An 18,760-nucleotide genomic window follows, 5' to 3' on the forward strand; every position below is an offset into this window, starting at 1 on the left:
GGGAACTGATTTTTCCCGGGAAAGTGAGTAGCCCTATGAAAAAAATGATGATTGCCCTGGGCCTGGCTGCTGCCATTGCCGCAGGCTCCATGACTGTTTCTGCTGAAAATTACTGGAAATATAACGATACCATTTCCATCGACATGGACGAAACCAAAGTCAAGACCACTACCAACGGCCACGAAATCCTCCATTTCGTAGCTGTGGAAGCCATCGACGGCGGCACCTGCACTTACACCTATGCCTATGACCGCACGGCCGGCACCATTCAGGTGGTAGAAATGGAAAAGGAAACAAACACCCTCCACTATACCAGCAATTTCACCCCCACCTCCATCAATACCAATAACCCTGTCATCCGCGCAAGAGCCCAGATGGCAGAAGCCGTATACCAGAGAAAGGTGAACCATAAGAAATAATGAACGCGGAAAAGCCGGAAACAACAGTAGAAGTAGGTGAAAACCTCATTCATTTCATCGCCCGCTCCCCCTCCGTATTTCATGCAGTACACGGAGTGAAGGAAGCCCTCCTCTATTCCGGATTTACGGAAATCCGGGAAGAGGACCCCTGGCACATTGAAAAAGGCGGAAAATATGTGGTCACCAGAAACGGCAGCGCCCTCATCGCCTTTACGGTACCGGAAGAAGGAGCCCGTTCCTTCCATATCATGGCTTCCCATGCCGATTCCCCCTGCTTTAAAATCAAGGAAAATCCGGAAATTAAGGAAGGCCCCTACGTGAAGCTGAACGTAGAAGGCTATGGCGGCATGATCATGTCCACCTGGCTGGACCGCCCCCTTTCCGTGGCCGGGCGGCTCATTGTCCGTGAGAACGGCCATCTGGCCCAGAAGCTGGCAGCCGTAGACGGCACCATGCTGGTCATTCCTTCCGTAGCCATCCACATGGACCGGAACGTAAACCACAAGAAGGACTGGAATGTACAGAAGGATCTTCTTCCCCTCTACGGCCTTGCCACGGAAAAGACCTCCTTTATGGACGTCATTGCCGCTTCCGCCAACGTGAAGACAGAAGATATTGTGGCCCATGACCTCTACCTTTACAGCCGGGTGCCCGGCACCATCTGGGGAGAAGAAAAGGAATTCATTTCCTCTCCGAAACTGGATGACCTGCAGTGCGCCTTTGCAGCCTTCCGCGGATTCATGCGGGGCAAAAAAGAAAAGCATATATCTGTATACGCCCTCTTTGATAACGAAGAAGTAGGGAGCGGCACCGCCCAGGGCGCCGGTTCCCCCTTCCTTGCCACCGTGCTCCAGAGGCTGTCCTATTCCCTTGGCTTCTCCTACGATGAAACCATGGCCATGACTGCAGGAAGCTTCATGATTTCCGCCGACAATGCCCACAGCGTCCACCCCAACCATCCGGAATATGCGGACCCCGTGAACCGCCCTGTCATCAACGGCGGCATCGTCATCAAGTACAATGCCCAGCAGCGCTACGCCACCGACGGTCTTTCAGCTGCCCGCTTCAAGGAACTGTGCCGGGACCTTTCCATTCCTGTGCAGACCTTCACCAACAGGAGCGACAACCCCGGCGGCTCCACTCTGGGAAATATTTCCAATACCAAAGTATCCATGCCCACCGTGGACATCGGCCTTGCCCAGCTGGCCATGCATTCCTCCTACGAAACGGCAGGCACTCTGGACACCGCTTACCTGGTGAACGCGTCCATCCGGTTCTTCGATTAAGAAAACCTCCTTCGGGAGGTTTTTTCGTAGTCCATCGTTCGATGATATAATGAAAGAAAAGGGCAGGGGGCTGTGAGCCGGAGACACTATAAACCCGGACAGGTAAGTTCCCCCCCGCTTTCGAGAACACATCCTAACCGCTCACCAGTACACCAGTATACTATCACAAGGAGGTTATCCATGAAATTACGAATCGCACTGCTGCAGATGCATGTAGAAATGGGAAATCCCAAAGTCAATTTTGCTCATGCCAGAGACATGATGGAAAAGGCCATGGAGAAAAAGCCAGACATCCTGGTGCTTCCGGAGACCTGGAACACCGGTTTTTTCCCTAAGGAAAACCTGTCCCTGCTGGCCGATGAAGAAGGAAAGGAAACCTGCAGCCTTCTTTCTTCCATAGCCGCCTCCCATGGGGTGAACATTGTAGGCGGCACCACTGCCGTGAAAGTGGGACAGGATATTTACAACCGGTCCTATGTATTTGACCGCAAGGGAGACCTGGTCACTTCCTTCGACAAAATGCATGGCTTTTCTCTCTCTGGAGAGCCCGGGTATTTCCGCATGGGAAACCATCTGTCCCATTTTGAGCTGGATGGTCTTTCCTGCTCCATGGCCATATGCTATGACATCCGTTTCCCCGAGCTCATCCGCCGGGAAGCCCTGATGGATGTAGACCTTTTCTTCGTCCCCGCTGCCTGGCCTAAAATCAGGAACCATCACTGGGTCACCCTGAACCGGGCCCGGGCCATTGAAAACCAGTTCTACATGGCCTGCGTAAACCAGGCCGGAAAATCGGGAGATACGGAATATGCCGGCGAATCCCTTCTTCTTGACCCCTGGGGCGAAGATATATGCCATCTGGAAGATGATGAAGATATCGCTTTCGGCCGGGTGGATACCGATGTGATTCATGAGGTAAGAAGCCGGATTAACGTATTCCGCGACCGCCGCCCTGACTGGGACAAAGTAGAATAAAATCCATTCGTAAGGAAAAAAACCGGAGGATTTACCATGAAGAGCCCAATACCTCCCGGGAAGAAGGGGCAGAACCTCATAGAATATGCCCTTCTCCTGGCCATCATCACTTCCATCGGTTTTTACATATATGATCAGAGCGGCCCGGTTCCGTCCATTCGTACCGTTTTTAACCAGGCAGACAGTCTTTTAAAAACCGGCGCCCGCATTTCCTCTCCTGACTACAAGCCATTTCTTGCTTCCATCAGTTCCGCCATCAGAAAGGGTACCTGGTCCCTGAAGGAAAATGAATATGTCCATTCCGGCACCAGGGCTGGAGACGCCCTGGCGAAAAAGCTGGGCATCCCCTATGCAGAAGGCGACGCCTGGTCTCTGGGAAGACTGACAAATAAGAAGACAGACCTTTACGTCCTGGTTTACTATTCCGCTGCCGACAACGGCAATTATCCTATTTCAAAATTCAAAACCGGATGGGACGTCTACGGCCCCGGCGATTCAAAACTGGCCTCCCACGGGAAACCCCTTCCCGTAGCTCATGTAACCAAGTATGGATTCAATCCGTCCACCGGAGAGGAAAGCAATGAGTATGTGCGAAGCTCCGCCGTCTTCGGTTACGGCACCACAGGCATGGTGGTAAAAGGGCCGGAGGGGAAAAATACAGTCCGCACATAACAGGGATAGACAGAAAAGGATTCATAGGATAAAATGATGAAATCATAAGGAAGAAGAGGTGAATTTTATGGGCAGAAAAGGACAGCCATTCCGTGAAAAAGGGCAGAATCTCATCGAATACGCCCTTCTTCTGGCCATTATCGTGGGCATCGGTTTTCTGATTTACCAGCAGAGCTTCATGGGCGATTCTATCCGCACCGTGTTTAACAATGCAGGAAATCTTATGGAAAATGGGGCGTCAAAGAGTTCGTCAAAAGAGGAGGAAGAGCCCCTTTCCATTCCCGACCTGGTGGGCAAAGCCGTTGCAGAGGGAAACAGCGGACTGGGTGCTCTCCTGAATACAGGTTCCACCCATTACATCTATTCCGGTACTGCGGAAGGAAATCAGGTGGCGCAGGCGCTCAACGTTCCTTTCCATGAAGGAGACATCTGGTCCATTGGACGGGAAGTAACTGCCCAAAACAATTACTACGTCTTGGCCTACTATTCTGCCGCCCAAAACGGCCCTGTTTCCAAGTATGCCAGCAGCGACCCCGGCTGGAACTGGCGAGTCACCAGCAGCGGCGGTACATCCTCCCAGTCCGGTGATCCTGTTACCGTTCCTGCCCAGTACTATGTTTACGACCCGGCCACAGGAAAACAGATTACTTCAGGCTACTACAGCTCGCATAAGAAAGCCTACCTGGTATATGCACCGGGCAGTGGAAAAGATTATACGATCCGATAATAAAAAAACGGCGCTTCCCGGGAAGCACCGTTTTTTCGCTGTCAATTTTCAGAAATGGTAATTCAGTCCTACGCCTACGCCGCTTTCGTTATCCACGTCGTCTCTGTCATAGTAGGTATAGTTCACATCGATATCAAAGGCTGTAGGCACCAGGTCCAGTTTCAAACCCGCCTTGTACTGTCTCTCTTCGCTGGACACAAGAAGCCCTGCATAGGCATCCAGAGGACCCAGCACATTGGCTTTCCCTTCGATGAGGCCAAACATTCTGGCATCCCTGTCGTAGTAGTTCCGGTTGCCGGCGCCTACGTAGAAATGGCCGATTTTGTACTTGGCATATACGTCCGTTTCATTGCCCCGGTTGTTCCAGTGACGGTATTCCGCGCCTACGGCCACCTTGGGAATCGGCTTCACTTCGATATGGGCGCTGTGAATGCCGTCGGCAGCACTGTTGTACCCATACCCCGCTTCCGTATCCATAATGTCGCCAAAGGCGCCGGCCATGCCTGTGCCTGCCAGTGCCAGGACGGCGGCCATACATAAAATCTTTTTCATAGAGGTCCTCCTTTCCAAATAGAATCTATATACTTTTATTATATACTATGGAGCCTGAAAAATTAAGGGCTTTTGAGAAATTGGATATCCTGCCCCATCGTCATTTCAAAATGAAGCGAATAACACAAGTGCTGCTCCGCCGCGCTGTCATTTCGAGGGCCGGAAGCGGAGCATGGAAATCTCCCTCCTCCATGGTACAAGCCCCGCTTCGGCGGGAAATCTCTCGACTCAGAGTTTCAAAGGAGTATAATACTTTCAGTCTCATTCCGGCATGCCGCTCTGCTCGAGATGACGCGGCGGCGGGCCACTCTACCGTCATTTCAAAATGAGGCGAATAACGTAAGTGCTGCCCCGTCACACCGTCATTTCGAGCGCAGCGTAGCGGAGCCGAGAAATCCCCCTTCTCTATGGTACAAGCCCCGCTTCGGCTGGAGATCTCTCGACTCAGAGTTTCAATGATGATAAACACATATACCATCCATTCCGGCATGCCGCTCCGCTCGAGATGACGCGGCGGCGAGCCCTAACTGTCATTTGATTAAAAGCCCAAGAGTCATAGAAGAAAATATGGCAGTAAAAAAAGAACGGCCCCCTGAGGGTAACCGTTCTTTTTTATTTCATAGTATCAGGCCTATTACTGCTGGCTCTTCTTTACATTTGCATTCTTATAGCGGGCCTGGCGGGAAAGAACCATCTTTCTCATACGGATGCTCTTAGGTGTTACTTCCACCAGTTCGTCATCATTGATCCATTCCAGCGCCGATTCCAGGGTGAACTTGCGGCATGGAGGCAGCTTGATGGCTTCATCGGAGCCGGAAGCACGGGTGTTGGTGAGGTGCTTCTTCTTGCAGGGGTTCACGTCCATATCCTGGTCTCTGGAGTTTTCGCCCACGATCATGCCTTCGTATACTTCAACCCCCGGTTCCAGGAAGAGTTCGCCTCTGTCCAGAATGGAGTTCAGGCCGTAAGCCGTGGTAACGCCTGCTTCAAAAGCAACCAGGGAGCCTCTGGTTCTTTCAGGAATATCGCCCTTGTAGGGTGCATAGCCCTGGAATACATGGTACATAATGCCGGTGCCTCTGGTGGTGGTGAGCAGTTCATTTCTGAAGCCGATGAGGCCGCGGGCAGGGATGGAGAATTCCATCTTCATGTAGCCGGCCAGTTCTTCCATGGAAATCATTTCCGCTCTTCTGGGGCCAAGGCCTTCCATAACAGCGCCCATGAATTCCTGCGGCACTTCAATGGTCAGTCTTTCCAGCGGTTCGCACTTCTTGCCATTGATGACTTTGTAAATAACCTGGGGTTTGGAAACTTCCAGTTCAAATCCTTCACGGCGCATGGTTTCGATAAGCACGGAGAGATGGAGTTCGCCGCGGCCGGACACCTTGAAAGCATCGGATGTATCGGTGTCTTCTACGCGAAGAGCCACATTGGTTTCGATTTCCTTGTAGAGACGGGCACGGATGTGACGGGAGGTCACGAAGTCCCCTTCCTTGCCAGCAAAGGGGCTCTTGTTGACATGGAATACCATGGACAGGGTCGGTTCGTCGATGTGGATGGACGGGAGGGCTTCCGGATTGGCAGCATCGGCTACGGTTTCACCGATGTTGATATCCTTGAAGCCTGCCATGGCGATAATGTCGCCGGCTTTGGCTTCCTGTACGGGAGTCCGTTTCATTCCCTGCCAGGTGAAGAGGGAGCCGATATGGTCGCTGCGGATCTTGGTGCCGTCAGTGATGGCTACCGGCATGCCCTGTTTGGCGGTGCCCCGGGTCAGACGGCCGATGGCTACTTTACCCAGATAATCATCGGCTTCCAGGGTGGTCACCATAACCTGCAGGCCGCCGTCGGGATCCACATCGGGGCAGGGGCAGTATTTAAGAATGGCATCGAAGAGGGGTCCCAGGTCCTTGCCTTCATCATTCATATGGAGCTTGGCAATGCCGTTTCTGGCAGAGCAGTAAATCAGCGGGAAATCCAGCTGGTCATCATCTGCTTCCAGTTCGATGAAGAGGTCCAGAATTTCGCCTTCCACGTCAGAAATACGCTGGTCCGGACGGTCGATCTTATTGATGACAACGATCGGTTTCAGCTTATGTTCCAGTGCCTTTCTGAGAACGTACTTGGTCTGGGGCATAGGGCCTTCATGGGCGTCTACCAGAAGGAGCACGCCGTCTACCATGTTCAGGATACGTTCCACTTCGCCGCCGAAGTCAGCATGCCCTGGGGTATCAACGATGTTGATTTTAACACCATTGTGCATGACGGAAGTGTTCTTTGCCAGAATGGTAATGCCTCTTTCCCTTTCCAGCGGGTTGGAGTCCATGACACGTTCTGCCACTTTCTGGTTGTCCCTGAAAACATGACTCTGTTTCAGCATGGCATCGACAAGAGTCGTCTTGCCATGGTCGACATGGGCGATAATGGCAATGTTGCGGATATCTTCTCTTTTCATTCTTTCTTTTTCCCCCTCGGGTACTATAAAATCAATGTATCTCTGCTATTATACCACAAAGATGCAAAGCTTTTCATATCTAGAAAATACAATTCATTATACCATGGTTTTTCCTGTTTGAGAAGATTTTTTATCTTCCTTCCGGAAGAAAAGCTGCCAAAGGGCTGTGGAAAAATCTCTGCCCTTTATCCACAGCTCCCTGGCGCGAAGCGCAATTCCTGCTGTCAGGGTGAAGGTTTTCATTCTTTATGAAATTGTCACTTCATCATGTTCCACCATTCCCTGAATTGCTGGGTATCATCGCCTATATGGACGGCTTCCCCGATTTCCGGGGTCAGAAGGCGGAAGGATTTACCTTCCGCCGCCAGTTTCATTCTTTCATAGGGCTCCTGCCAGGTGTGGGTGGAGAGGGCGTATTTACCATTGTGGCAGGGAATGAGCGCTCTGGCTCCGATTTCCTCCGCTGCCTTTGCACTTTCCTCCGGCAGCATATGGACAGAGTGCCAATTTTGATTATACTGGCCGTCTTCCATCAAAGCCAGGTCAAAGCCGCCGAACTGCTTTCCCATGTCCCTGAATCTTCCGTCATAACCGCCGTCGCCGCTGTAGTACACCTTCCGATTCGGCGTAATGAAGGCAAAAGAAACAGGAAGGGTCTGGTTCCTTTTGAGCAGGCGCCCGGAAAAATGGCGGGTAGGAAGTACCCAGACAGAAAGACCATCCAGCTTTACCTCTTCATTCCAGTCGGCTTCATGGATTTTGGAAAGGGGATAGCCCCATTTTTCGTAATAGCCTCCATTTCCAAGGCCCGTCACCACATGATGTACTTTCGGTTCTATTTTCTTCACGAAATCATAATCCAGATGATCCCAGTGATCATGGGACAGCACCATGACATCCAAATCATCGGGAATGTCCTCCGGACCGTACACATTGCTCCCGTCAAAGGCTCTGTCGATGAACGGAAAAGGCGAAGCGTACAGGGAAGATACGGGGTCAATAAGTATTTTCTTTCCGCCCAGCTGCATATAGAAAGAGGAATGCCCCAGCCACACCACCACATCGTCCCATGGGGGAATGGATTTCAGGTCTTTTTTCTCCTGAACCATGGGATCCTGAGGAATATTCACGCCGGCGGCGGGGAACAAGAAGGACTTCCAAAAGGATATGTCCGCTGTCACTTTTTCATGGGGCATCTCCGGATGGAATTCACCGTCCCTGTAATGAGGTGACGCTTCGATGCGCGCCTTCCTTGCCGGCGTCATCAAAGGATCCATTTCGTCCCGGTTGATAAACCAAAAGCCCGCCAGCAGGAGGCAGGCTGCCCCCAGGGCTGAAATTTTGATCAAAGAAAGCATAGGTTCTCCTTTCATAGGGAAACGATGATGGAATCAGTGCATCCATGGAGCCATATAATCGAGCCATATATTTTATTATACCGGTTAAAGCTCGATGCAAGTCAATCTATGATTGAGGAAATAAAAGATTTACAGGCCTGCTTCCTGCCTGTACAATGGAGAAAAGAACAAGATTTCATGGAAAAGAGGCTTTGTCATGATAAAAATTGCCACCGCCCAGATCGATGTGATTCCCGGAAACATCCGGGAGAACTGGAAACAGATAGAAGAGGAAATCGAAAGAGCCCGAAAGGCAGGAGCCCATATGCTGGTGCTTCCGGAAATGTGCCTCACCGGCTACCTCATCGGCGATTTGTGGGATCAAAACGCTTTTCTCCGGGAATGCGAAGCCTATAATGAAAAAATAGCGGCCGCCTCCCGGGACATCACCATCCTCTGGGGCAGCTGTGCCATAGACTGGGAAAAGACAAACGACGACGGCAGGCCCCGGAAATACAACGCCGCCTTTGCCGCCGCCAACGGTCATTTCCTGACTCCGGAAAACGGCAGGCATCCTTTTGTTATTAAAACCCTTCTTCCCAATTACCGCTGCTTCGATGACCGCCGCTACTTTACCTCCCTTCGCCAGGAGGCCCTGGAAGAGGGCCTTTCCTTAGAAGAGGCGCTGACGCCCTTCCTCCTTCCTGCCGGCGGCGAAACCATTCGCACCGGTGTCCTTCTCTGCGAAGATAGCTGGGATGAAAACTACAGCCTTTCCCCCATGTCCATTCTGGCTAAGAAGGATATATCCCTTTTCCTCAACCTGTCGGCCTCCCCCTTTACCCTGGGGAAAAATGAAAAGCGGCACCGCATGCTGGGCGATGCCCTTTCCAAACTCCGCATCCCCATGATTTACGTCAATCAGCGGGGCCTGCAGAATAACGGAAAAACCTGCTATACCTTCGACGGCATGACCGCCGCCTATGATAAAGAAGGGACCCTCATCGCTGAAGCCCGCCCCTATGAAGAGCCCCGCTGCCTCTTCCTTTTCGACAGAGCCTCCGAAAATCTCATGTCTGAAAAGCCCATGGCTCCCTTCCAGGGCAGCATGCTTCTTCCTGCCCTCCGTTACGGAGTCAGAAAATTCCTTTCTGCTATCCACGTGGACAAGGTGGTGATCGGCGTATCCGGCGGCATTGACTCTGCCGTAAACGCTGCCCTCTACCGTTCAGTGCTGCCCAAAGATCATCTCCTTCTGGTGAATACGCCTACCCGTTTCAATTCAGAAATGACAAAGGACCTGGCCAGAAAACTGGCCGATCATCTGGAATCCCCCTATCTGACCATTCCCATCGGTTCCTTCATCGATGAAACGGCCCGGGCCCTGGAAGGACTTCCTGTGGGAAAAGGGAAAATCCATCTCACCGGATTTATGAAAGAAAACATGCAGGCCCGGGACCGGAGCAGCCGCATCCTTTCCGCGCTCTCCGCCGCCTTCGGAGGCATCTTCACCTGCAACGCCAATAAAACGGAAATGACCGTAGGCTATGGCACCCTCTACGGCGACCTGGCCGGCGCCCTGGCAGCAACGGCGGATTTGTGGAAATACCAGATCTATGAACTGGGCAGGGCCCTGAATGAATGGTACGGGCAGGAAGTCATTCCCGAAGGGATTTTCACCGTAAAACCCAGTGCCGAACTGTCGGAGAACCAGGATGTCACCAAAGGCCTGGGGGATCCTCTCATTTACGAATACCATGACTATTTGCTGAAAAGCTTTGTAGAACCCTGGCAGAGAAATACACCGGAGGACATCCTTGCCTGGTACAGAGAAGGAACACTGGAAGAGCATCTGGGCTGTTCCGTAAAGGTAGAAGACCTCTTTCCCACCCACGCCGCTTTCATTCAGGACTTGGAGCGCTGGTGGAACCTTTTTGCAGGATTTGCCGTAGCCAAACGAATCCAGGCGCCGCCCCTCATCGCCATCAGCCGGCGTCCCTACGGCTACGATCTTCGGGAATCCCAGGTAAGCCCCTACTATACAGACCGATATCTGGAAATGAAGAGAAGCATGGTGGAGGTCGTAAAAGGTTCTGAAGTTTGACCGGCTGCGCCCGAGGGCCGCGGCGTCGGCTTTGCCGGAGTTTGATACATTTTCGTCATATCCCAAAAGGGGCTGTGAAGAAATGATGACCATTTCTTCACAGCCCTTTTCCCATGTCAAAACTCCTGATTCCTCCATACGTATGCAGTGAAATAAAGGAAAAGCAGGTCCGCAGATGAAACCATGGGCCTCTGCTTTCTACCGTCCCCCTTCTATTTCACCGCCCTGATGCAGAAAAGAGGCAGTGGGTCGTAGTCCCATTCTTTGGACAGGTGCACAAGAGGGCGTATATCCTCTTCCCATGTGACGGAAGAAAAGCCCAGAAGCCGCAGCCGTTCCACATCCCAGGCCGGCCGGCTGTGGGTGCTGATACGGATGGAGTCCTTCAGTTCCTGGCAGGTCTCTATAAGACTTTCCGCCACACCGTGGTGCGCATTTTTGGTAAGTTTCGCAGCGGCAGTGAAATCCATGGGACCGTAGTTGGAGTCCATATTCAGAAGGACGCCCCCTTTTTTCAAAGCCCTCTGCCAGGACGCATAGGCCCTGGGCACATCGGGCAGGTTCCAGGTCACATTGCGGGTCACAATGGCATCAAAGCTGCTTACCGGAAAGGGCAGGTTCATCACATCGCCCTGCACGAAAGAAATTGAAACTCCCGCCTTTTCCGCATTAGCCGCCCCCTCTTTCAGCATGGAGGCAGAGAAATCAAGGGCTGTCACCCTGCATCCTGCCTTTGCCAGGATAATGGCAAGGAAGGCAGGCCCCGTGCCTGCATCCAGAACACGAAGAGGTCTTCCCTTCGGAAGCCTTTCCATCAGGAACCTTTCCCAGGCCCTGCTGTCCGGCCCGGACAGTTCCTTTTGTCTAAGACTGCTGTAGCCGCGGCTCCGCTCATTCCAATAGCCTCTGTTCTTCTCCTCGAAATTGTCCATCCCATTTTCCTTTCTTCCACAGCGAAAAGGCCGTTTCCTCTGCGAAACGGCCTTAGGCTTTTACAGGTCAAGCCTTCCGTGCTTCCTCAAATACGTTCCTCACCGCTTTTTCAATGGTATCGTAGTCCATACCCGGTTTGGCTTCAAAGTACTTCTTCCCCTCAATGAATGCTCATGTACGGTAAGGAAGCAAGCAACCGAAAACAAGAGATAGACCGCCAGCACTACACTATTCCGAACCAAAGACCAAAAGATAAGCATTGTGGGAAAATCTAAACTTTTGGATTTTCCTACAATGCCGACTACGGCGGAATCCCTCCCACTCCTTATATATTTCTTTCTGTATACATTGAATTTGTATTTAGTAAAATGCAGACAACACCACGGATCGGCTTTTGGCTGGACAATTCCAACCAAACACCGCAGCAGACAGTAGAAACCATTCTGAACGTTAGGAAGCCGGTATGATTGTTACATATAAGGGGAAGAAAAATTTCTTTTAGATACTTGTTTTCCTAAAACTGATGTGATATAATAATTCAAATCCAGAAAAGGAGTAAAAAATATGCGGCAAGGTATTCTTAAATAAAACTATAATCAAATAGTGGGAACAAAGGATTATGATAGTCCCTTTTGTAGGGGCTTAGTTTTTTGTACCCAATTTAAGAATACTTTTGCCTTATCAATTTTGACATATCCCCAAAAACAGCACTCACAAACAGGTGTATGCTGTATATGTGTATGTCCGCAAATTATCATCCCCAGTGGTAAAAGTATTTTACTGCTGGGGATTTTTATGCCCTTCGGGGCAGTAAAGGGAGGACAATCACATGAAAATAATCAATATTGGAATTCTTGCCCATGTAGACGCTGGAAAGACGACCTTGACGGAGAGCCTGCTATATGCCAGCGGAGCCATTTCAGAACCGGGGAGCGTCGAAAAAGGGACAACGAGGACGGACACCATGTTTTTGGAGCGGCAGCGTGGGATTACCATTCAAGCGGCAGTCACTTCCTTCCAGTGGCACAGATGTAAAGTCAACATTGTGGATACGCCCGGCCACATGGATTTTTTGGCGGAGGTGTACCGCTCTTTGGCTGTTTTAGATGGGGCCATCTTGGTGATCTCCGCTAAAGATGGCGTGCAGGCCCAGACCCGTATTCTGTTCCATGCCCTGCGGAAAATGAACATTCCCACCGTTATCTTTATCAACAAGATCGACCAGGCTGGCGTTGATTTGCAGAGCGTGGTTCAGTCTGTTCGGGATAAGCTCTCCGCCGATATTATCATCAAGCAGACGGTGTCGCTGTCCCCGGAAATAGTCCTGGAGGAAAATACCGACATAGAAGCATGGGATGCGGTCATCGAAAATAACGATAAATTATTGGAAAAGTATATCGCAGGAGAACCAATCAGCCGGGAAAAACTTGTGCGGGAGGAACAGCGGCGGGTTCAAGACGCCTCCCTGTTCCCGGTCTATTATGGCAGCGCCAAAAAGGGCCTTGGCATTCAACCGTTGATGGATGCGGTGACAGGGCTGTTCCAACCGATTGGGGAACAGGGGAGCGCCGCCCTATGCGGCAGCGTTTTCAAGGTGGAGTATACAGATTGCGGCCAGCGGCGTGTCTATCTACGGCTATACAGCGGAACGCTGCGCCTGCGGGATACGGTGGCCCTGGCCGGGAGAGAAAAGCTGAAAATCACAGAGATGCGTATTCCATCCAAAGGGGAAATTGTTCGGACAGACACCGCTTATCCGGGTGAAATTGTTATCCTTCCCAGCGACAGCGTGAGGTTAAACGATGTATTAGGGGACCCAACCCGGCTCCCTCGTAAAAGGTGGCGTGAGGACCCCCTCCCCATGCTGCGGACGTCGATTGCGCCGAAAACGGCAGCACAAAGAGAACGGCTGCTGGACGCTCTTACGCAACTTGCGGATACTGACCCGCTTTTGCGCTGCGAGGTGGATTCCATCACCCATGAGATCATTCTTTCTTTTTTGGGCCGGGTGCAGTTGGAGGTTGTTTCCGCTTTGCTGTCGGAAAAATACAAGCTTGAAACAGTGGTAAAGGAACCCACCGTCATTTATATGGAGCGGCCGCTCAAAGCAGCCAGCCACACCATCCATATCGAGGTGCCGCCCAACCCGTTTTGGGCATCCATCGGACTGTCTGTTACACCACTCCCGCTTGGCTCCGGTGTACAATACGAGAGCCGGGTTTCGCTGGGATACTTGAACCAGAGTTTTCAAAACGCTGTCAGGGATGGTATCCGTTACGGGCTGGAGCAGGGCTTGTTCGGCTGGAACGTAACGGACTGTAAGATTTGCTTTGAATACGGGCTTTATTACAGTCCGGTCAGCACGCCGGCGGACTTCCGCTCATTGGCCCCGATTGTATTGGAACAGGCATTGAAGGAATCAGGGACGCAGCTGCTGGAACCTTATCTCTCCTTCATCCTCTATGCGCCCCAGGAATACCTTTCCAGGGCTTATCATGATGCACCGAAATACTGTGCCACCATCGAAACGGCCCAGGTAAAAAAGGATGAAGTTGTCTTTACTGGCGAGATTCCCGCCCGCTGTATACAGGCATACCGTACTGATCTGGCCTTTTACACCAACGGGCGGAGCGTATGCCTTACAGAGCTGAAAGGATATCAGGCCGCTGTCGGTCAGCCGGTCATCCAGCCCCGCCGTCCAAACAGCCGCCTGGACAAGGTGCGCCATATGTTTCAGAAGGTAATGTAAAGATACATAATCGTCAAGACGGCAACAATCAGAAGTTATGGAGGGTAACAATGGAATATAGTAAGGAAGATTTAATGGAAGCAAAAAAGCAAATTTGGGGAGTGGGAGAGAACATGGGAACAGAGGAAAGTAAAAAAATCTGGGAGGAGAACGCACAATTTTGGGATAATGCAATGGGTGACGAATCTAATGAATTTCACAGAGAGGTAGTGCGTCCCAAAGTAACGGAACTTCTATCTCCTAATCCTGCGGATTACATTTTGGATATTGCGTGTGGCAATGGAAATTATTCTTCGTATCTTGCACAAAGAGGCGCTTCGGTTGTCGCTTTTGATTACAGCAAAAAAATGATAGAATTGGCTAAAAGACGGCAATCACAATATGCAAAACAAATTGAATTTTGTGTGGCGGATGCGACCGATAGAAAAAGTATATTAGAATTAAAAAGAAATCGAGCCTTTACGAAAGCAGTTTCTAATATGGCAATTATGGATATTACGGATATTGAACCACTTCTTATGGCTGTTTATGAACTGTTGCAGGAAAGCGGAATTTTTGTCTTTGCAACGCAACACCCTTGTTTTGTCACGTTGACTGAAAAATATATGACACCGCACAGTTACTATGATATAGCGATTGAAGGGCAACCGAAAGAGCAGATTTATTATCATCGTTCCATACAAGATATTTTTAACCTTTGTTTTAGAGCTGGATTTGTCATTGATGGATTTTATGAAGAATGTTTTAAAACCAACAAAGAAATTCCTATGGTAATGATAGTAAGGCTTAAGAAGGTAAAACGTGATAGCTTAAAATAAATTCAAGTTTGTCGGGTAAATAGCAAACCCAGCCGAGCCAGTCAACGGTCAAGATGAACGGCGCATATGCGCAGCCGTTGACAGCCCCGCCCGCCTTTGCTGGTAGGCAATCAAGGGGCGACAGCAAGAAGTGCCACCGCCCCGCACTATTATTCAGAAAGGGGAATTTCCATGACCGACCAGATAGCCTATCAAGAATATATCCAGCGCAGGTACAACGCCTTTTGCAAGACTGTTATCCGCTGTGCCGCCTTGGACAAGATTTTGAAGCTTAAACGGCAATGGGAACGGCAAGTTTCCCTTGACTATCTGATGAACGAGAAGTTTGTCCAGTTTGCCGCGTCGGAGCCGGACGAGGAATACCCATTTACCGTCTGCGGTCAGACCGTCCTGCTCTGCAACGCCGCCCTTGCCGACGCGATCTCTGTTTTGCCGGAGCAGACGCGGGAAGAAATCCTGCGCTATTACTTTCTGCGCCAGCCGCAGCGCGTGATCGGCGCGTGTATTGGCCGGTCACGCAGCACAGCGGGGCGGCATATCCAGCTTGCCTTGCAGCGGCTACGCGAAGAAATGGGGGTGAGCCGGTATGAGTAGACTTCTCCCCTATGAAACAATCCTCAAAGCCCGTGAGGGCGACCCAGAAGCCGTGAACGCTGTCCTGCTCCACTACGCCGGATATATCCGCTATTTCTCAAAAGTGAACGGGCAGGTCAACGCCGAGGTGGAGGACTATGTAAAGCAGCGGTTAATTGACTGTCAATTCAAGTTCCGGCTTGACGAACCACCGGACAAGTCATAAAAACTGAATACCAGCCGCCACCGACGCGGCCAGCGAAAGCAGTAAGTCTTGAAAAAGATTTACTGCTTTTTTTGTTGTCCGGCTCCGCTCCCGGCCATTTTGCCCCCTGCCGGTTGTAGTAGTAAGCGAGGAGGGAATTTTTCTGCCCTGGTGTTTGGCATTTGGAGCATTTACCCGTAGTAGAGGGCAAAGAGAAAGGATTTCTCCAACACCGGGTAGAAACCACTGCGTCCGGTGTCATTTTAGCGAAAGCGGGCAGGAATGCCCTTTACAGGATTAGTAGTAGCAGAAAAAGAGAAACAAACTTTTGTGGTTGCAGTTTTCCAAAAAAGTGGCGGACGGAAGTGAGAGAAAGTTTGCAGTCACGGAGAGCAAGTTTCTACCACGGTGCCAAAATCCGCAATTCTGCAGTTTTGCCCCTCGCGGGAAACTTGTTGGGGAGTGCCTTCCCCAAACCCTGCTCATGCGCCCTTACGGGCGAGAAAGGAGGTCACACCATGCGAAAGAAATACAACACGCCCCACCGCAGCCGCGTTGTGAAAACCCGGCTGTCCGAAGATGAGTATGCCGACTTCACAGCGCGGCTTGCGCCCTATGGTATCAGCCAGTCCGAATTTCTCCGGCAGGCGATACGGCGGGCGACCATACGCCCGGTTGTCCATGTGTCGTCGGTCAATGACGAGTTGCTTTCCGCTGTCGGGAAGCTGACAGCCGAGTACGGCAGGATCGGCGGCAACCTCAATCAGATTGCCCGGTATCTGAACGAATACGGCGTACCCTACAACACCCTTTCCGGCGAGGTACGCGCCGCCATATCCGACCTTGCCGTCCTCAAGTATGAAGTCCTCAAGAAAGTAGGTGACGCGGTTGGCAACACTCAAGCATATCAACTCTAAAAACGCCGACTACGGAGCCGCCGAGCAATATCTTCTCTTTGAGCATGACGAGTTTACCATGAAGCCCGTCCTTGATGAAACCGGCAGGCTTATCCCCCGCGAGGACTACCGGCTGTCCACGCTGAACTGCGACGGGGAGGATTTTGCCGTTGCGTGTATGCGGGCCAATCTCCGCTATCAGAAAAACCAGCGGCGGGAAGATGTGAAAAGCCACCACTACATCATCAGCTTTGACCCGCGGGACGGGCCGGACAACGGCCTGACCGTAGACCGGGCGCAGGCGTTGGGGGAACAATTCTGTAAAGAGCATTTTCCCGGCCACCAGGCCCTTGTCTGCACCCACCCGGACGGGCATAACCACAGCGGCAACATTCATGTGCATATCGTCATAAACAGCCTGCGGATTGAGGAAGTGCCGTTCCTGCCCTACATGGACAGGCCGGCCGATACGAAAGTCGGCTGCAAGCACCGATGTACCGACGCTGCCCTGCGCTACTTCAAATCCGAAGTCATGGAGATGTGCCACCGGGAGGGGCTTTATCAAATCGACCTCTTGAACGGCAGCAAGAACCGCGTCACCGACCGGGAGTATTGGGCGCAGAAAAGGGACAGGCCGCGCTGGACAAGCAGAACGCCCCCATGATTGCCGATAGTATCACGCCCCGGCAGACCAAGTTTGAAACGAACAAGGAGAAGCTGCGGCAGACCCTACGGAAAGCCCTTGCCACCGCCGCCAGCTTTGACGAGTTTTCCTCTCTGTTGCTGCAGGAGGGTGTGACCGTCAAGGAGAGCCGGGGGCGGCTTTCCTACCTCACGCCGGACAGGACAAAGCCAATTACCGCCCGGAAGCTGGGCGACGATTTTGACCGCGCCGCTGTCTTTGCCGTTTTAGAGCAAAACGCCGCCAGAGCAGCCGAAGCGCCAGCCAGATCCCCCGATCCCCCACGCACCATAAAAGACCGCTTGCAGGTTGCCAGAGCCGAGATAGCCGCCCCGAAACAGGACGGAGTGCAGCGGCTTGTGGACATTGAGCAGAAAATGGCCGAGGGCAAAGGCCGGGGCTATGAACGCTGGGCGAAGATACACAATCTGAAGCAGGCCGCCAAAACGCTGTCCGTCTACCAGCAATACGGCTTTACTTCCCCGGAGCAGTTAGAAGCCGCCGTTGACACCGCCTATCAGAAAATGCGCCAGACCAGCGGCGAACTGAAAGCACTGGAAACGAAGCTGCAAGGGAAAAAGAAGTTGCAGCGGCAGGTGTTGGCCTACGCCCAGACCAAGGCCGCCCGCGACGGGCTGCGGGCACAGAAATCCGAGAAAGCCCGCGCCGCATACCGGCAGGCCCATGAGAGCGATTTTATCATAGCCGACGCAGCAGCCCGGTATTTCAAGGCGCATGGCATTACCAAGCTGCCCGCCCGGAAAGCGTTGCAGGCCGAGATCGAGCAGCTTATCTCCGAGAAAGACGGCCTGTATAACACCTATCACGAACAGAAACAGCGGTTCAAGGAGTTGCAGACCGTCAAGCGGAACATCGACCAGATTTTGCGCCGGGACGAGCCGCACCGCAGAAAGGAGCAGAGCCATGAGCGATAACCTGCCCCACATGGACTACCGCCAGCACCGGCGGGCGCGGCGGCTGGTACATGAGTGCTGTAACTACGATGAGGGGAACTGCCTGCTATTGGACGACGGGGAGCCTTGCGTGTGCGTCCAGAGCATTTCCTTTTCCCTCATGTGCCACTGGTTCCGTGTGGCTGTCCTGCCCCTTGACGGGGAGCTGGCCGCAGCCCTCTTGTGCCGGGGAAGCCGGAAACGGTGTGCCGTCTGCGGGGCGGCCTTTGTCCCCAAATCCAACCGGGGAAAATACTGCCCCGACTGCGCCGGGCGCATGAAGAAAATCAAAGCCGCCGAGAGAAAGCGGAAACAAAGGCAGAGATGTCACGCTTTAGAGCCTTTCAAACCCGCATAAATCAAGGCTTTTTTCGTGGGTGTCAAAGGGTACGCGATACATTTATCCTTTTCCCCCGGAAACGGC

General features: G+C 52.0%; 18 protein-coding genes. 14 read left to right on the plus strand and 4 right to left on the minus strand.

The features are described 5' to 3' along the window. Nucleotides 1-35: 35 nt before the first annotated feature. The 5 genes from NW747_RS01170 to NW747_RS01190 all read left to right on the plus strand — a co-directional run bounded on the left by NW747_RS01170 (nt 36) and on the right by NW747_RS01190 (nt 4,079). Nucleotides 36-419 (plus strand): hypothetical protein, encoded by a 384-nt coding sequence (locus NW747_RS01170; protein WP_008859986.1) that lies wholly within the window; start codon nt 36-38, stop codon nt 417-419. Beyond that, nucleotides 419-1,705 carry a M18 family aminopeptidase gene (locus NW747_RS01175; RefSeq protein ID WP_273187634.1) on the plus strand — a complete coding sequence of 429 codons (1,287 nt, stop codon included), beginning with the start codon at nt 419-421 and terminating at the stop codon, nt 1,703-1,705. The genes NW747_RS01170 and NW747_RS01175 overlap by 1 nt, the downstream gene beginning before the upstream one ends. A gap of 180 nt (nt 1,706-1,885) precedes the next feature. Further along, entirely contained in the window at nt 1,886-2,680 is a 795-nt protein-coding gene (locus NW747_RS01180; RefSeq protein WP_273187636.1) for a carbon-nitrogen family hydrolase, read from the plus strand. Nucleotides 2,681-2,716: 36 nt separating this feature from the next. Next, complete coding sequence (locus tag NW747_RS01185) at nt 2,717-3,352, plus strand: hypothetical protein (RefSeq protein ID WP_273187637.1); 636 nt, start codon at nt 2,717-2,719, stop codon at nt 3,350-3,352. A 67-nt stretch (nt 3,353-3,419) separates the two neighbouring features. After that, on the plus strand, nt 3,420-4,079 hold the full coding sequence (locus NW747_RS01190; protein WP_273187639.1) for a Flp family type IVb pilin: 660 nt from the start codon (nt 3,420-3,422) through the stop codon (nt 4,077-4,079). Between the two features lie 48 nt (nt 4,080-4,127). Here NW747_RS01190 and NW747_RS01195 read toward each other — a convergent pair whose 3' ends face one another. The 3 genes from NW747_RS01195 to NW747_RS01205 all read right to left on the minus strand — a co-directional run bounded on the left by NW747_RS01195 (nt 4,128) and on the right by NW747_RS01205 (nt 8,444). Continuing rightward, nucleotides 4,128-4,631: a transporter gene (locus tag NW747_RS01195; protein ID WP_273187641.1), complete on the minus strand. Its 504-nt coding sequence runs from the start codon at nt 4,629-4,631 to the stop codon at nt 4,128-4,130. Nucleotides 4,632-5,265: 634 nt separating this feature from the next. Beyond that, nucleotides 5,266-7,086 carry a translational GTPase TypA gene (gene typA, locus NW747_RS01200; RefSeq protein ID WP_008859980.1) on the minus strand — a complete coding sequence of 607 codons (1,821 nt, stop codon included), beginning with the start codon at nt 7,084-7,086 and terminating at the stop codon, nt 5,266-5,268. Nucleotides 7,087-7,343: 257 nt separating this feature from the next. After that, nucleotides 7,344-8,444 carry an MBL fold metallo-hydrolase gene (locus tag NW747_RS01205; RefSeq protein ID WP_273187643.1) on the minus strand — a complete coding sequence of 367 codons (1,101 nt, stop codon included), beginning with the start codon at nt 8,442-8,444 and terminating at the stop codon, nt 7,344-7,346. Nucleotides 8,445-8,640: 196 nt separating this feature from the next. On the opposite strand from NW747_RS01205, the gene nadE reads away from it, so the two are divergent. Continuing rightward, nucleotides 8,641-10,527: an NAD(+) synthase gene (nadE, locus tag NW747_RS01210; protein WP_273187645.1), complete on the plus strand. Its 1,887-nt coding sequence runs from the start codon at nt 8,641-8,643 to the stop codon at nt 10,525-10,527. 212 nt (nt 10,528-10,739) lie between these two features. On the opposite strand, the gene NW747_RS01215 is transcribed toward nadE, so the two are convergent. Further along, nucleotides 10,740-11,459 carry a class I SAM-dependent methyltransferase gene (locus tag NW747_RS01215; protein WP_273187647.1) on the minus strand — a complete coding sequence of 240 codons (720 nt, stop codon included), beginning with the start codon at nt 11,457-11,459 and terminating at the stop codon, nt 10,740-10,742. 830 nt (nt 11,460-12,289) lie between these two features. Here NW747_RS01215 and tet(W) point away from each other — a divergent pair. From tet(W) to NW747_RS01250, 8 genes are all read left to right on the plus strand, one after another. Further along, complete coding sequence (gene tet(W), locus NW747_RS01220; protein ID WP_033126273.1) at nt 12,290-14,209, plus strand: tetracycline resistance ribosomal protection protein Tet(W); 1,920 nt, start codon at nt 12,290-12,292, stop codon at nt 14,207-14,209. A gap of 50 nt (nt 14,210-14,259) precedes the next feature. After that, nucleotides 14,260-15,027 (plus strand): class I SAM-dependent methyltransferase, encoded by a 768-nt coding sequence (locus NW747_RS01225; RefSeq protein WP_002586626.1) that lies wholly within the window; start codon nt 14,260-14,262, stop codon nt 15,025-15,027. 171 nt (nt 15,028-15,198) lie between these two features. Next, entirely contained in the window at nt 15,199-15,621 is a 423-nt protein-coding gene (locus tag NW747_RS01230; protein ID WP_002586616.1) for a sigma-70 RNA polymerase sigma factor region 4 domain-containing protein, read from the plus strand. Then, nucleotides 15,614-15,826, plus strand: a complete 213-nt coding sequence (locus NW747_RS01235; protein WP_002586615.1) for a helix-turn-helix domain-containing protein — start codon at nt 15,614-15,616, stop codon at nt 15,824-15,826. The genes NW747_RS01230 and NW747_RS01235 overlap by 8 nt, the downstream gene beginning before the upstream one ends. Before the next feature lie 497 nt (nt 15,827-16,323). Continuing rightward, a complete protein-coding gene (locus NW747_RS01240) occupies nt 16,324-16,722 on the plus strand; it encodes a plasmid mobilization protein (protein WP_002596229.1) in 399 nt (132 codons plus the stop codon). Then, nucleotides 16,694-17,365: a relaxase/mobilization nuclease domain-containing protein gene (locus tag NW747_RS10350; protein WP_472924490.1), complete on the plus strand. Its 672-nt coding sequence runs from the start codon at nt 16,694-16,696 to the stop codon at nt 17,363-17,365. The genes NW747_RS01240 and NW747_RS10350 overlap by 29 nt, the downstream gene beginning before the upstream one ends. After that, nucleotides 17,314-18,318 (plus strand): relaxase/mobilization nuclease, encoded by a 1,005-nt coding sequence (locus tag NW747_RS10355; RefSeq protein WP_472924491.1) that lies wholly within the window; start codon nt 17,314-17,316, stop codon nt 18,316-18,318. The genes NW747_RS10350 and NW747_RS10355 overlap by 52 nt, the downstream gene beginning before the upstream one ends. Before the next feature lie 10 nt (nt 18,319-18,328). Beyond that, a complete protein-coding gene (locus NW747_RS01250) occupies nt 18,329-18,694 on the plus strand; it encodes a cysteine-rich VLP domain-containing protein (RefSeq protein WP_425386754.1) in 366 nt (121 codons plus the stop codon). Nucleotides 18,695-18,760: the final 66 nt, after the last annotated feature.

It is taken from the genome of Dialister succinatiphilus, from assembly GCF_928721695.1.
GTDB classification, from domain to species: Bacteria; Bacillota; Negativicutes; order Veillonellales; family Dialisteraceae; genus Dialister; species Dialister succinatiphilus.